Below are 12788 nucleotides of genomic sequence, written 5' to 3'. Positions count from 1 at the left end.
ACCTTGCGAAGCGGAACCTTGTTAATTTTAAGTATTCGGGAAAAAATATTTATTCAGTTATAAAAAATAGAGAAGTCAGCGTAGACCGTGGGCTCATCTTCACCAACTGCTGTATTTGCTATCGAGGAGCTCGACATAATGGGCCAGGCAACCGAGACTTTACTCGAGAAGCTGTCACTCCAGTTCATCTTAAACAGCATGCCGCCGCCGGAGAATCGCGCCCAATCGTCCTCTAAATCTTCTTCATAGTTATTCACATAGCCGTAGCCGACATCCGCAATCAGAGCCACCTGGAACAGGTCATTTAAGCGCTGATTAAACACAATGGGATTCATAAACTCGGGGAAATTGACATACCACTCTGCGGAGAGAACTGCACCCATATCCGCAGAAAAGTCCCTGGCAGAGAAGGCGCGCACACCATTGGCACCACCGAGCGACAGTTGCTCGAATCCCGGTAGATTACTCTCACTATATTGTGCTCGGCCCTTCAGGATCAGCCTGGAGTGATCGTCGGTAAAGGGCATCGGCAGGAATATCAATGAGCTGGAATTAATTGCCAATTTATTGAAATCTTCCCCTCTGCCCTCTTCGTCTACGCTCAGATTCTGGTGTTTCCCGTACTGTGCGGTAGCACTCAATGTATTGAGCATGGAAAGGAAACCGTTGGACAGGCTGTCCATATACACACCGACCTCTCCGCCATAGACGTGGTCATTGTCGAATTCAACAATACCTTCGAGATCTGATTCCTTTTCCGTTAACCCAAAGGAGCCGGTAAAATTAAAGTCCCGCGAGCGCCGAAACTTATGATCCAGTGAAATAGCATAATTTTTATTGACACCAGAAATTCCCAGCGCATTAATTGCAACGTTTTCACCGGTCTCGTCGTACAGATTAAACGTATTATGATCGGCTGATATTTCCAAGCGTGTGCGAGGGCCGAACAGGGGGAAACTATATCTTAACTGAGCGAGATCCGAGCCGTAATCATCATCCGACTCAGGGTTGGATTTCAAATAACCCAGGGTTAAAGCATCACCGAAACCCAGCGGATTTAACCAATCGACGGTTGTATAAATCCTTTCACTACCGGTATAAAGCGAGCCGTGGTTATCCGCCCTAAAAGTAGCGCGCCAGGAGCCCGACTCCCGTGTTTTTAGGTTAAGCTTGGTTTCTCCGGGATTATCACCGGCACTAAAGTACCCGGTAACATTTAAGCCCGGCAGGTCATTGAGTAGATACAGCCCCTCTTCGATATTTTCATGATTTACCAGCTGGCCGCGCTGGCTATCAAAGGGTTCAGCAAGTTTTTCCTCGGTATACTTTTCGTTATCCTCTGCAACAACCTGACCCAACAATCCCTCTTGTACCGTTAAGGTAACCACTCCGTCTTCTACGTCTTGGGCAGGGATTTGTACCTGGGCCAGGAAAAGCCCCTGGCGACGATAAAAGCTGGTCAGCTCGGCGGCGATCTCCTCGAGATCACCATAGCTTAACCCGCGCTCTTCATTTTGCTTTTCAATAACGCCGACAAGTTTTCTCAGTTCCGCCGGGCCCAAGCCGCCCGGATTAAACTGGGCATTCATGGCACCTAGCAGTACCGCTAACTCTTCCAGATTGTCTACGGTATAGCCACTAGCGAGGATTTGATCCTCTTTCATAAATTTCACCCGAAGCTCTTCTGCCATACTCTCGACAGTTTCTCGGGAAATACCAAACTCGGGGTATTCCTCCAAACGGTGAAACCTAAATTCTTTTACCGTGATTCGCGGCCCCTGATTGCGCTCAGCAATCTCGGGGATTTCAGTATTTAAGTTAGGGTCTTCAGCTTCGTAAGTGCGCTGCAGGAAATCTTCAGTTACATCAACTTCATTAATAGTCGCAGTATCCTGATTAAAGGCCTCCCTAACACGGCTGCGAAAACTGGACCCATCCTCCTGGGCAAACGCCGGCACTTGCGATACAAGCAAGCCAGCACCTATAAACAATGCTAGCTTACTCTTTTCTAGCCTAAGCATATCTCCCCCAGTTTTACTCTCTAAATCTCAATCTAAATCGAACCAGCTTGATTATCGTAACGATATTCACTGGCAATTATTTAACCTAGTTAACATCTCTAACAATGCGGAAACCTGTCAGCTCATCGGGCTGGCCGCTATGGAGCTTCTTGGTTGTTGTCAGGCAGCGGCTCATCGGGTCAATCCGACTGCCCCCAAGAGCGAGCAACTCTCCATCTGTACCAAAACCCCACTCCTGGACATTGCCGACGGCATTGAGCAGTCCAAAGCCATTGGAAGATCCGGCCTTGGCGGGAACCAGCTCAGCTCCCTTCTCGATACCGCCATAACTCAAGTGGCAATTTCGATCCGCTACTTCGTCCTCACCCCTGGCATTGGCGGCGGCAAACCACTCCTGCTCAGAGGGCAGGCGGTAGCGATAACCAGTCTCTTCACTGAGCCAGCCTAGATAGGCCTCTGCGGTCGCCAGGGACAGATTGTTGGCCGGCAGATCCGAAGCCGCCGGGGTCTCCTCACCGCACTGGCCCGCTATCTGGCAGAATTGTGCCAATTCGGTACTGCTAACCTCATACTTGCCCACAGCCAAAGGCCTGCCGCTCACACCTTTAATAACAACCATTGCCGGGCCTTTGCGGCCGTCCACAAGGCGGTCGCGGCAGGTGTAGCGATCACCTCGCCGGCCACTGCCGGGTACCAGGTGGCCACAGAAATCCAGCTTAAAGTCCTTCAGTGGCTGATAGGCGGGCAGTAGGGCCCTGAACTGATCGACGAGGCCTTCGGTCTGAACCGGGTCTTTAGCACCGAGATTCGATGCGCAATTGAGCAGCTCTTCACCCACTACAGGGCGTATCTTCAGGGCTTTTGTACTGTCCAGACTCGCTAAGCGGGACAACTGTGATCCGACTGCGCTGGCACTGATAGAAAAGCTACAGTTGAGCGCCACTTCCATATCATCGAGCACCGCATCAATTTGCTGCTGCTTCAGTGCCTCCAGGCGGCGACGCTCCGCCCGCTCTTCAGCCAGACGGATGCGCTCAGCTTCCCGCTCTTCGGCGATGCGTTCAGCCTCAAGGCGAGCACGCAGATTCTCTCTGTCATTCGCCAGCTGCGACTTGATCGCCTCAGCTTCTTTAGACTCGCCATACCAGTTGGCAACGCCTGCAAGCATTACGTCTGCTTGGTCAAGGTTACCCAGGTTTAGCTGACCCGTTGCCGCTGCCAGGAAGAGCTCTGAAACCTGGCGTCGGGAAGCGTCGATGAACTCTTCGTCGGAGGGGTTCAACTTGGCGTACTCCTCCAGCTCCAGCTGCAGGTCCCGCTCCCAAGCCGGGGTCAATATACTCAAACCAATCAGGCGGGTGATGGCCTCTTTCTTATCGGCGATGCGCCGGGCCAAAAGCTCCTGTTCGTGCTTGCGCTCAAGCTCGACCCTAACCCGCTCCTGCTCCACTGCGTTTTGCTGCTGTAAGTGGCCATAACCCACAACGGCCCCGCCCAAAACCATAACAAATGCACTGCCGAGCACCCACTTCCAGGCATGGCTGACAAAGAACGCCTGGACAAATTTATCAACGGTACTGGTGCGGTTCTCCCGCTTCAGTTCAAGCGCCGACTCGAGTGCCCGCCACTGTCGGCGGTTAAGACCCTTGATTCGCTTGGGCCGCAGGCCTTTCTCTAAGGCCTTGTCTGCCGGTGTTTTGTCATAGGGGTGGCGCCCACAGAAAAGCTCATAGGCAACACAGCCCAGTGCATATACATCGTCACTGGGCGCCGGCTCAGCCCCTTTGAGCATCTCCAGGCTGGCATAGGCCGGGGTGAGGGCGCCGAGTGTGCCCGCATCAAATATGGTGGTTTCACCGGCCTTACTCGCGATTCCCCCCTCGGAAACGGCTCGGGCAATACCGAAATCAAATACTTTTGCCCCCTTCTTATTGGTGACAAAGATATTGCCCGGCTTAAAGTCCGAGTGGACGATCTTGTGGGAGTGGGCATATATCAGTGCCTGGGAGATATCCCAAAACACCGAGCGGGCGCGCTCCGGCTCCAGCCCCACATCGGCGTGATCGCGCAACAACTTGTCCAAAGGAGCCCCCTCCAGGAACTCCATTGTCATAAATACGCGATCGCCATCGCGGTCAAAATCGTAGACCGTTACAATATTGGGGTGAGCCAGTGTTTGCGACTTGCGCGCTTCCCGCTGGAGGGAGATAAAGGCATCGGGGTGCTTCTGAAAATCGTCATTCAGCAGCTTGATAGCAACATAGGGCTCACTGTCATTGGCTTCCAGCTTGCGGCGATCGAGAGCTTTATAAACCGCTCCCATACCCCCCACACCCAAAAGCTTATCGAGCTCAAACCGCCCCTTGATAACCGTTTTGGTCACGGCATTTGCTTCAGTGGACTCAAAGGGCTCGGACAGAAAAGCCGATTCCACAGGGCCCAGGTCCAGCCCCTCACCGGTTCCCGAGCGATCATCCAGCCTTTTGAGCGAGGGCGCAAAAACCGTAGCATCTGAGCTAAAGTCAGCGGCAGCCGAGGGAATTACCGGCTGAGCGCCTCTAATCGGGGGGTGATCATTGGCCCCGGTCTTATCCTGCTGGACAACAACCGTTATATCACCGTCTTCTGTCAGTCCAGCACTTGAGTGACCCGAATCCGGCGAAGCGTCACTCGGCCGGACAATGCGCGTCTTATCGTTCAATTCCGCCTCCATGGGAAGCCATTACGACATATCCAAGTCCGCAAAAGCTCTGTTATAAATCCATAAAGAGCCCCTGAATAATTCCGTAACGCCTCTGACTTGCAGGACAACCTGCAATCAGGGTGCGGCTTCGCAGGAGTGTGGACCTAAAGGTCGCAATGCAGGGGGCGGGTACTCCGCAAGCCCCTAAGGGCGGGCCCGGAAAGCTATAACTGCTGAATAAAGCCCCTGCAAAGGACTGCGGCCATTCACTGCAAGCTGCGCCCAACATCTGTAGCCTTCAAGGCCTACAGAGATATTACGGAATCGTTCAGAGCCTCCCTAATGGATAAGGCAATAAATATAGGGAGCAAAGTATATCGAACAGCCTTTGCGGCAACAATAAATCAGTATTCAAATAATTTTGCCTTAACATGCCATCCAGCCAATATACCAAAGCAACACCCGTAACCACTAGGGATTAGGCCGTTACAGGGCTAAATTACATATTATTACAAGGCTATCTCAGCAAAAGCATATTACTGGATGTTTTCAAATCGATATCTATCTGTCAATCAATATCCATGACCAGATCTGCACATTTGTCCCTATTAGAGATTTAATCGTTTTTGTGAATAAAAAAATGGGGTCAGAGTCAAATAAGGCAAATGGCTATAATTCGTAACTGCCTAGGGACGCCACTCGAAATTAGTGCCAGAGTCGATTAAATAACGAGAAAATTAGTTTGTTTTTATCTCTCTCTTTGTTTAAATCACCTCAGTTGCCACCGCGACGACAACCTGAACTACTGCAAATCGCGGTGGTAAAGGATTAACCACCAATATTACACACCAACCAATGAGGGACACCCCATGGCTGTTTACATGAATTACAACAACAAGGCCATCAAAGGCAATGTTACTGCTTCCGGCTACGAAGACTGGATCGAAATCGACAACTTCAACTTCGGCGTTGGTCGTGGCATTACCATGGAAGCTGGCGCTATGTCAAACCGCGAAGCTACCCGCCCAAGCCTGAGCGAAGTTAGCTTCAGCAAGCGTTTGGACGCGGCTTCCGGCGGCCTGTTCAAGTCTTCCGTTACCGGTGACGAAGGCGTTACCGTTGAGATCCACGTAGTACAAACCGGTGCTAACTCCGTAGAGAAGTACGCTGTTTACAAACTGGAAAACACTCTGATTTCCTCCTACAGCATGTCCGGTTCTGCTGGTGGTCCTCCCGCTGAGTCCATCTCCCTGAGCTACGCTAAAATCGAAGCGGAACTCAACCACGCAGACAAGACCAACAAAAACCCAGCCAGCATGCGCGTTGGGTACGACCTGGAAACAGCCAAGCCGCTGTAAGCCTGCACGGTCTGATCTGCATGCACAATGGCCTGCGAACTTCCGCAGGCCATTATTTAGCAGTTCTTTAGCTGAGTGCTTACGGAGCCTTCAGCTAAACAACTGAACACAAAACAACAAGTACTATTCTTAAAGGCACCGTAGGGATAGTAGGGGCTGCCCATGACTACATTAAATCAAGACCAAAGACTGATTAAGGTCGACAGCCCGCTCGGCACTGATGCAGTGATCGCCACAAGCCTTCAGGGTGAGGAGTATATCTCCAAGCCCTTCCGCTACGACCTGCAACTCCTATCTGACGATCACGCCATTAGCCAGAATGATATCGTCGGCAAAGCCCTCACCATATCCATACATCACTCAGAAACCCCTCGTTACATTAATGGCTATGTTACGCAGCTATCTCTGCGCGACGTAAATGCTGAAGGGGTGCGCAGTTATAGTGCGATAGTTCAACCTGGTCTTTGGTTTACCACCCTCGGCGGCTCCAACAGAATTTTTGAAAAGAAATCTGCAAAGCAGATTCTTGAAGAAGTCTTAGGCGAATACAGTAAGGTTATTAAGTTAAGCGTTAAATTAAATGCTGAATATATAACTCGTGAATACTGTGTACAATTTGATGAAAGCGATTTCGAGTTCATCAATCGCCTTATGTCTGAAGAAGGTATCTCGTACTACTTCAAACACTCAAGTGGGCAACACGAACTGATTCTTTGCGATGACAGCCAGGACTTCTATGACTGTACCAGTGAGCAAATAGAATACGACGGCGATGGCAGCCATCCAACCAAAAATACCGTGAGCAGTTGGCAGAGAAATTTCAACTATCACGGTGGCGGTTTTGAGCTGAAAGATTATTGTGAGTTCACTGCAACCAAAGACAATAAGCAGCAGGTTAAAACTACCAGTCAGCTAAATGATGTCAGCAATTACGTCCGTGGTATTTATGGGCTGAACCATTTCCAAGTAGATGGTGAGCATAAGCATAAATTCACCGATAGCTACCATAAAGCGTTGGCCGAGCGCTCAATGGAGGCGCAAGAAGCCCTATTTGATGTAAGCCATGGGCGCAGCGACTGCCCCTCTTTTGCCGCTGGTGGCCGTTTTGACTTTGACCATACGCTCTCCTCGGAAAAAGGAAAGTACCTGATTACTTCCGTCAGTATCTCTGCAACAGACGGCAATAATAAAAGTACCCACTTCCACAATACCTTTAACTGCATCCCCGCATCAGTAACACCAAGACCTGAGCCCTCGCTATTTGCCAAGAAGGTCCACTCCCCTCAAGTCGCACGCGTCCTTGAGGTTAAGGCAACCACCGCAGATAGCTCCCAGGACCCCTATACCCAAATCAAAGTGCAGTTCCCTTGGAATTCACAACAAAACAGCTGCTGGGTACGGGTGATGCAATCATTTGCCGGAAAAAACTGGGGGGCAAATTTTGTTCCCAGGATAAACCAGGAAGTTGTCGTCACTTATATTAATGGTGACCCGGATAGGCCATTAATCACCGGAGCCGTATACAACGGTGATAATCCAGGCCCGAACTACACCGCAACTCAAAGCGGTTGGAAAACCGAGTATGAGAACAGCGCCTTCAATGAGCTCCGCTTTGATGATAAAGGCGGCAGTGAAGAAGTCTATATGGAGGCGGGCAAAGACCATAACTTCCTCATCCATAATGATCAGAATGGCAAGATAGAGAACAAACAAACTCTGGAAGTTAAACAAGACCGGACAATTACAGTTACCGATGGCAATGAGGTTGTTACCGTTGCAAAGGGCGACCAGAAACTCAATGTTAATCAAGGTCATCAAACTGTTACTATCGGATCAGGAAACCATAAACTCAAAGTCAGCCAAGGTACTCAAACTACTGATGTTATGGGGGCGATTAAAATTTCCTCCAATACCTCAATCGAGTTGAAGGTAGGCAGCAGCAGTATTAAGCTAACTCCGCAGGGCATTACCATCAAAGGTTTGACACTTTCTTGCGCGGGAGATGCCACTGCGGAAGTCAAAGGTGGCGGTACACTGACGCTGAAAGGCGGCATCACCATGATTAATTGATGCGGGTATATCAATGACGGACCTCATTAAGGTAGAAGCACTAACAGCGGATGAGCTACTCAAAAATTTTGAAGTTAGTGACGAGGCCGAAGAATATTTAGTACTAGATACAGCGCCAGAAGTCAGTATAAATCGCCTTATGGATGCCGGCCTATTTCCAGATGCGATCAAGCTGCTGGCTCACGGGCTCCCCAAGCGGGAAGCCGTGTGGTGGGCCTGCCTCGCAGCTCGGGATATCCAGAGCCCAGAAACTGACGAAGACAATGTAAATGCACTTAATGCGGCGGAAACCTGGGCAAAAAAACCCAGTGAAGAAGCTCGCTTGCGCTGTAAACTGTTCGGTGACAAAACCAAGCATAAAACACCTGCAAGCTGGGCAGCTACAGCAGCCAGCTGGTGCCATGGAAGCCTAGCCTCTGAGGGCGAACCCGTGATAGAACCTCCCGAACACCTCTACGCACACGCCGTTGCCGGCAGCGTTACTCTGGCTGCGGCATTATCCGACCCCGTTGACCCAAATAAAAGATTTATGCGCTACATGGAGCAAGGTCTCGACTTGGCTCGCGGCGGAAATGGCAGGATTGAGGGATAAACTATGGGTAAACCAGCTTCCCGTATCACTGATATGCATGTGTGCCCAATGGTCACCGGTACTGTCCCCCACGTAGGTGGCCCTATAGTCAGCCCTGGAGCCCCCACTGTTATTATCGGTGGAATGCCAGCAGCAACCGTGGGCAGCACATGCACCTGTGTAGGACCGCCGGATAGTGTTGCCATGGGAAGTACAACCGTAATGCTACAAAAAAAGCCTGCGGCACGAATGGGAGATACAACAGGCCATGGCGGGAAAATCGTTGTTGGCTACCCAACGGTATTGATCGGCGGATAAAATAAATCCGCCTTACCATTGGCTAAATACGGTATGCCGGCACCGACAAGTTAAGACCGGCCTTATCTGGATAAGATAATCTGATACTTACAATAACCTGTTTATCTTTTTAAAGTGCATTACTCCGCCACAGCACTTACTCCAAGTAAAGATAACGACTATAAAATAAAATTTTTAAATAAAAATTAACGCACAGAGAAATCTCTCTTGCGAGATTACAACCGAGTGCCCGGTAAGTAATCCGGGCTAAAAGCCTCAGAATAACTCTGCAATATCTCTGTAAGCCTTATAGATTAAGATATTCGGTATAGCTCGCCGCGAATAGCCTTAACCCTTTGCAAGAGCTACAACGCAATAACTGTAGCCGCTTCAGGGCCTGCAGCATTATTTAGGGAGTCGCAATGACTAGGCTTTCACTCTATGTGAAAGCTTTAAGCCTACCCAGAACAATAAAGCTCAAGCCTGATAAAAATAAAAACAACCAACTTAATCGACCAAGAAGAAATATAAATATAGACGAACCATAACCCCCTCCTTTGGAGAGCCTTAATAAAAATCAAGAACCCTATAAAAGCTCAAGAAAAGCCATGTAAAAATAGAGAGAAGAATCAACGCAAAAGCAGCAAGGTACTCGTATAAACCTGCAACCAAATCACAAAAAATTCACTCAAAAGATCAACAGTCTAGAGCAAGAATATAAACACCAGCAAAACATACATTCTATACGCTTCAAATCAATACAAAAATCAAGCCTGCAAGTATAGGTGAAAGAACCCTGCCAATTCAGAAGATAAATCAAGAGAGATTTCAATATGTACAAAAAATTTAAACTATTTTCAGTATTTTTATTATTAACTGCCATATCATCAGGAGGAACTAGCGCTATGGCTTCATTTAACCCATTTAAAGCTTGTACATTTTCAGAAATGAAAATCAAGTTAACCCTAAATGGCGAACCTGCATCAGGAGCCGAGATCACAAGATCAATACAATGGCAAAAAGAATGGATAGATACTTTCACTTCAGATGAAGAAGGAATTGCGATTCTCCCCGCCAAATTCTCAAATTCCTTAACTCAAGTCCTACCAGTGGAGTTTGTATCCGCACAAAAAATTACAGTCGAATATAACGACCAATCATACAAGATATGGGTATATGCAAAGAGACACCCAGAAGAAAACTCAGAACTTGACGGCAAACCTTTTGACTTAACATGCGAACTATCAGATGAACTCAAATTAGAGGAAGTTTTCGATTCATATCTAAAAACTTCTTGTAAGTTTATTTAAAATAAAAACACAAGGATGACAACACTATGCTTAGCCCAAAATACAGCGCCAAGCTTGCTGCAGATACTTACTTAGTAAAAGAACCCAATACCCGGGAGTTGTTTTTTGAAGTCTACAAGGATGATTTTGAAATTGATAAAGAGTTATCCGGAAAATTTGATGGGGAGGCCGGTGCACTCGCTATAATAAAAAGCACAGATACTAGAGGAATAGTTCTATCAGGAAAAAAACAATATAAAGGACAAGCCTTTGTAAGCATACTTGGCACTGACAGTTTATATGACTTGTTAACCGACCTAAATGCCGGCGTGAGAAGATTTCATACTGGAGGTTCCGTTCACCAGGGATTTTTTTATACCTTTGAATCTTTTTTACCAAAACTGGAAAACTTCGCACGTAACCTTCCAAACGACATTCACACTATCCACTGTGTAGGACACAGTCTTGGTGGAGCACTAGCCACTCTTGCCGCAGACTGGCTGTCATCGCACACAGGCAAGTCGATAAAACTGTATACATTTGGTAGCCCACGAGTAGGGCTTGACCACTTTTCTAGCAACTGTAAACGAAAACTCAAAGCCGAAAACATTTATCGTGTTTATCATCGTGCGGATCCTGTACCCATGGTACCCACCTGGCCATTTATCCATATACCAAATGGCGGCACTGGGGACTTTGAGCTGCCAACTCCCAGCCTCAATCCCGGAACAAACCACAGCAGTACAACCTACATCACCTCGGTTTCTCCCAATGGAACCAGCTTAGACTGGGATGGCATAAAACTTAGAAAACCCAAAGGCAATCTAGATAAAAGTATCGAAGCATGGTTAAAATCTGATAATCACCTCTCCCTAACGATGAATGCCGCATGGATGGCTGGTGAAGCACTACTCTGGGTGCTCAAGAAAATTACAAACCTCGCAGGGATTTCACTCGTAGTAACCGGCGGGACTGCTTTCACCCTTCTCGATAGGCTTGCAATATTCATGAATAAGGCCTATCAGATTAGTGAAGATATCTCTTTCTGGGTCTTGCGACTTATTCGTAGATTAGCACAGCTAATCGGCTTGGCTGTTGTAGAGGGCGCAGATATGACCGTATCCTTTATACGCATGATATTTTTACGTATACACCGTGCAGTATCCGACTTAGTGATGAAGGCTGGCAGGCCAAATCAATAGTTAAGCGTTAAAGTTATTTCTATAAGTATGTTATCAGTGGTACCTAGTCCAGCAATGACACTTCATCAAAGTCACTGCTGGGCTAATCTACTTTTCCCTGCTCTACAGGGTAATTGCCCCATACTGATGAATATTAAAAACCTATTCAAAACAGTAGCTTCGCAATAAAATCAATAAAACTTAGATTTGAAAAATATAACCAATCAAATAAAAACACCCTTGACAGAATAACCATAATATTTTCAGCGTGAAAAACTATACATTTAGATTACTTGCAATATCTTTTATATTAACTCTTGCGTCATTTAGAGGGTCTTACGCTATGATCTCATTTAACCCCTTTAAAGCTTACACGTTTTCAGAAATGAAAATCAAGCTAACTTTTAATGGAGAACCCATATCAGGTGCCAAGATTAAACGCTCAATCCGATGGAAAAAAGAGTGGATAGATACCTTTACATCAGATAAAGATGGGGTCGTTGTTCTTCCGCCTAAGTTTTCAAACTCATTAACACAGATATTGCCAATAGAGTTTATCGCTTCTCAGACCATTAACGTTAGCTATAAGGACAAAGATTATGAAATCTGGATTTATGCAAAAAGAAATCCCGCCGAAAATTCCGAAACGGGAAAACCACTTAACCTAACCTGCGAGCTAACCGACAAACAAAGACTGGAAGAAGTCTTCGGGTCCCTCTTATTAACCTCATGCCAATTTAATTAAACACCTGCATTCAACTCCTAAACACACTATAGAATCTGGAAAATGACAACCAACTTAGCCAGAGCAATTAGAGAATATTTAGTGTGCACAAAAAAATATAGCCTCAAATTACTTATGATATCTTCTTTATTAATCAGCATACTACCTGAAGAAACCAATGCTATGGCACCATTCAACCCCTTTAAAGCTTGCATATTTTCAGAAATAAAAATCAAACTAACCCTAAATGGTGAGCCCGCAGCAGGAGCAGAAATTATACGCTCAATAGAATGGAAACAAGAGTGGGTAGATACCTTTACAGCAGATAAAGAAGGCTTTGCCATTCTTCCTGCTAAATTCTCAAACTCTCTGACACAGATACTGCCAATTGAGTTTGTAGCTTCTCAAGCCATTGACGTTAATTATGAAAATAAAACCTACGAAGTCTGGGTTTACGCAAAAAGAAATCCCAACAAAAACTCTGAAACTGGAAAGCCACTTAACCTCACTTGTGAGCTAACAGATAAAACCAGATTAGAAGAAGTTTTCGGCTCCGCCTTACTAACCTCATGCCAGTTTAATTAAATTCAAATA

Annotated in this window: 10 protein-coding genes; 8 read left to right on the top strand and 2 right to left on the bottom strand. The window is 47.1% G+C overall.

Annotated features, from left to right (window positions below):
• Window positions 1–53: 53 nt before the first annotated feature.
• Both ACJJIK_RS16505 and ACJJIK_RS16500 read right to left on the bottom strand, forming a co-directional pair.
• Complete coding sequence (locus tag ACJJIK_RS16505; protein ID WP_444929375.1) at window positions 54–1973, bottom strand: ShlB/FhaC/HecB family hemolysin secretion/activation protein; 1920 nt, start codon at window positions 1971–1973, stop codon at window positions 54–56.
• A 133-nt stretch (window positions 1974–2106) separates the two neighbouring features.
• The gene (locus ACJJIK_RS16500; protein ID WP_444943361.1) at window positions 2107–4722 is read right to left on the bottom strand and encodes a bifunctional serine/threonine-protein kinase/formylglycine-generating enzyme family protein; all 2616 of its coding nucleotides are present in this window, start codon (window positions 4720–4722) and stop codon (window positions 2107–2109) included.
• 851 nt (window positions 4723–5573) lie between these two features.
• On the opposite strand from ACJJIK_RS16500, the gene ACJJIK_RS16495 reads away from it, so the two are divergent.
• The 8 genes from ACJJIK_RS16495 to ACJJIK_RS16460 all read left to right on the top strand — a co-directional run bounded on the left by ACJJIK_RS16495 (window position 5574) and on the right by ACJJIK_RS16460 (window position 12779).
• A complete protein-coding gene (locus ACJJIK_RS16495) occupies window positions 5574–6062 on the top strand; it encodes an Hcp family type VI secretion system effector (protein ID WP_444929373.1) in 489 nt (162 codons plus the stop codon).
• Between the two features lie 162 nt (window positions 6063–6224).
• Window positions 6225–8132 carry a type VI secretion system Vgr family protein gene (locus tag ACJJIK_RS16490; protein WP_444929372.1) on the top strand — a complete coding sequence of 636 codons (1908 nt, stop codon included), beginning with the start codon at window positions 6225–6227 and terminating at the stop codon, window positions 8130–8132.
• A 13-nt stretch (window positions 8133–8145) separates the two neighbouring features.
• A complete protein-coding gene (locus ACJJIK_RS16485; RefSeq protein WP_444929371.1) occupies window positions 8146–8724 on the top strand; it encodes a DUF6931 family protein in 579 nt (192 codons plus the stop codon).
• A gap of 3 nt (window positions 8725–8727) precedes the next feature.
• Window positions 8728–9021 carry a PAAR domain-containing protein gene (locus ACJJIK_RS16480; RefSeq protein WP_444929370.1) on the top strand — a complete coding sequence of 98 codons (294 nt, stop codon included), beginning with the start codon at window positions 8728–8730 and terminating at the stop codon, window positions 9019–9021.
• Between the two features lie 812 nt (window positions 9022–9833).
• Window positions 9834–10310: a DUF6795 domain-containing protein gene (locus ACJJIK_RS16475; protein ID WP_444929369.1), complete on the top strand. Its 477-nt coding sequence runs from the start codon at window positions 9834–9836 to the stop codon at window positions 10308–10310.
• A gap of 26 nt (window positions 10311–10336) precedes the next feature.
• Window positions 10337–11491: a lipase family protein gene (locus ACJJIK_RS16470; RefSeq protein WP_444943360.1), complete on the top strand. Its 1155-nt coding sequence runs from the start codon at window positions 10337–10339 to the stop codon at window positions 11489–11491.
• A 322-nt stretch (window positions 11492–11813) separates the two neighbouring features.
• A complete protein-coding gene (locus ACJJIK_RS16465) occupies window positions 11814–12215 on the top strand; it encodes a DUF6795 domain-containing protein (protein ID WP_444929367.1) in 402 nt (133 codons plus the stop codon).
• 42 nt (window positions 12216–12257) lie between these two features.
• Window positions 12258–12779 (top strand): DUF6795 domain-containing protein, encoded by a 522-nt coding sequence (locus tag ACJJIK_RS16460; RefSeq protein WP_444929366.1) that lies wholly within the window; start codon window positions 12258–12260, stop codon window positions 12777–12779.
• The last annotated feature ends 9 nt before the right edge of the window (window positions 12780–12788 follow it).

This window comes from Microbulbifer regidiadema (SeqCode) (genome assembly GCF_052466995.1).
This window is presented reverse-complemented; position numbering and strand designations above follow the sequence as displayed.

What these genes read in the sequence shown, in the direction of transcription:
- ACJJIK_RS16495 (WP_444929373.1), top strand. Translation starts at nt 5,574, where the DNA reads ATGGCTGTTTACATGAATTACAACAACAAGGCCATCAAAGGCAATGTT.
- ACJJIK_RS16490 (WP_444929372.1), top strand. Translation starts at nt 6,225, where the DNA reads ATGACTACATTAAATCAAGACCAAAGACTGATTAAGGTCGACAGCCCG.
- ACJJIK_RS16485 (WP_444929371.1), top strand. Translation starts at nt 8,146, where the DNA reads ATGACGGACCTCATTAAGGTAGAAGCACTAACAGCGGATGAGCTACTC.
- ACJJIK_RS16480 (WP_444929370.1), top strand. Translation starts at nt 8,728, where the DNA reads ATGGGTAAACCAGCTTCCCGTATCACTGATATGCATGTGTGCCCAATG.
- ACJJIK_RS16475 (WP_444929369.1), top strand. Translation starts at nt 9,834, where the DNA reads ATGTACAAAAAATTTAAACTATTTTCAGTATTTTTATTATTAACTGCC.
- ACJJIK_RS16470 (WP_444943360.1), top strand. Translation starts at nt 10,337, where the DNA reads ATGCTTAGCCCAAAATACAGCGCCAAGCTTGCTGCAGATACTTACTTA.
- ACJJIK_RS16465 (WP_444929367.1), top strand. Translation starts at nt 11,814, where the DNA reads ATGATCTCATTTAACCCCTTTAAAGCTTACACGTTTTCAGAAATGAAA.
- ACJJIK_RS16460 (WP_444929366.1), top strand. Translation starts at nt 12,258, where the DNA reads ATGACAACCAACTTAGCCAGAGCAATTAGAGAATATTTAGTGTGCACA.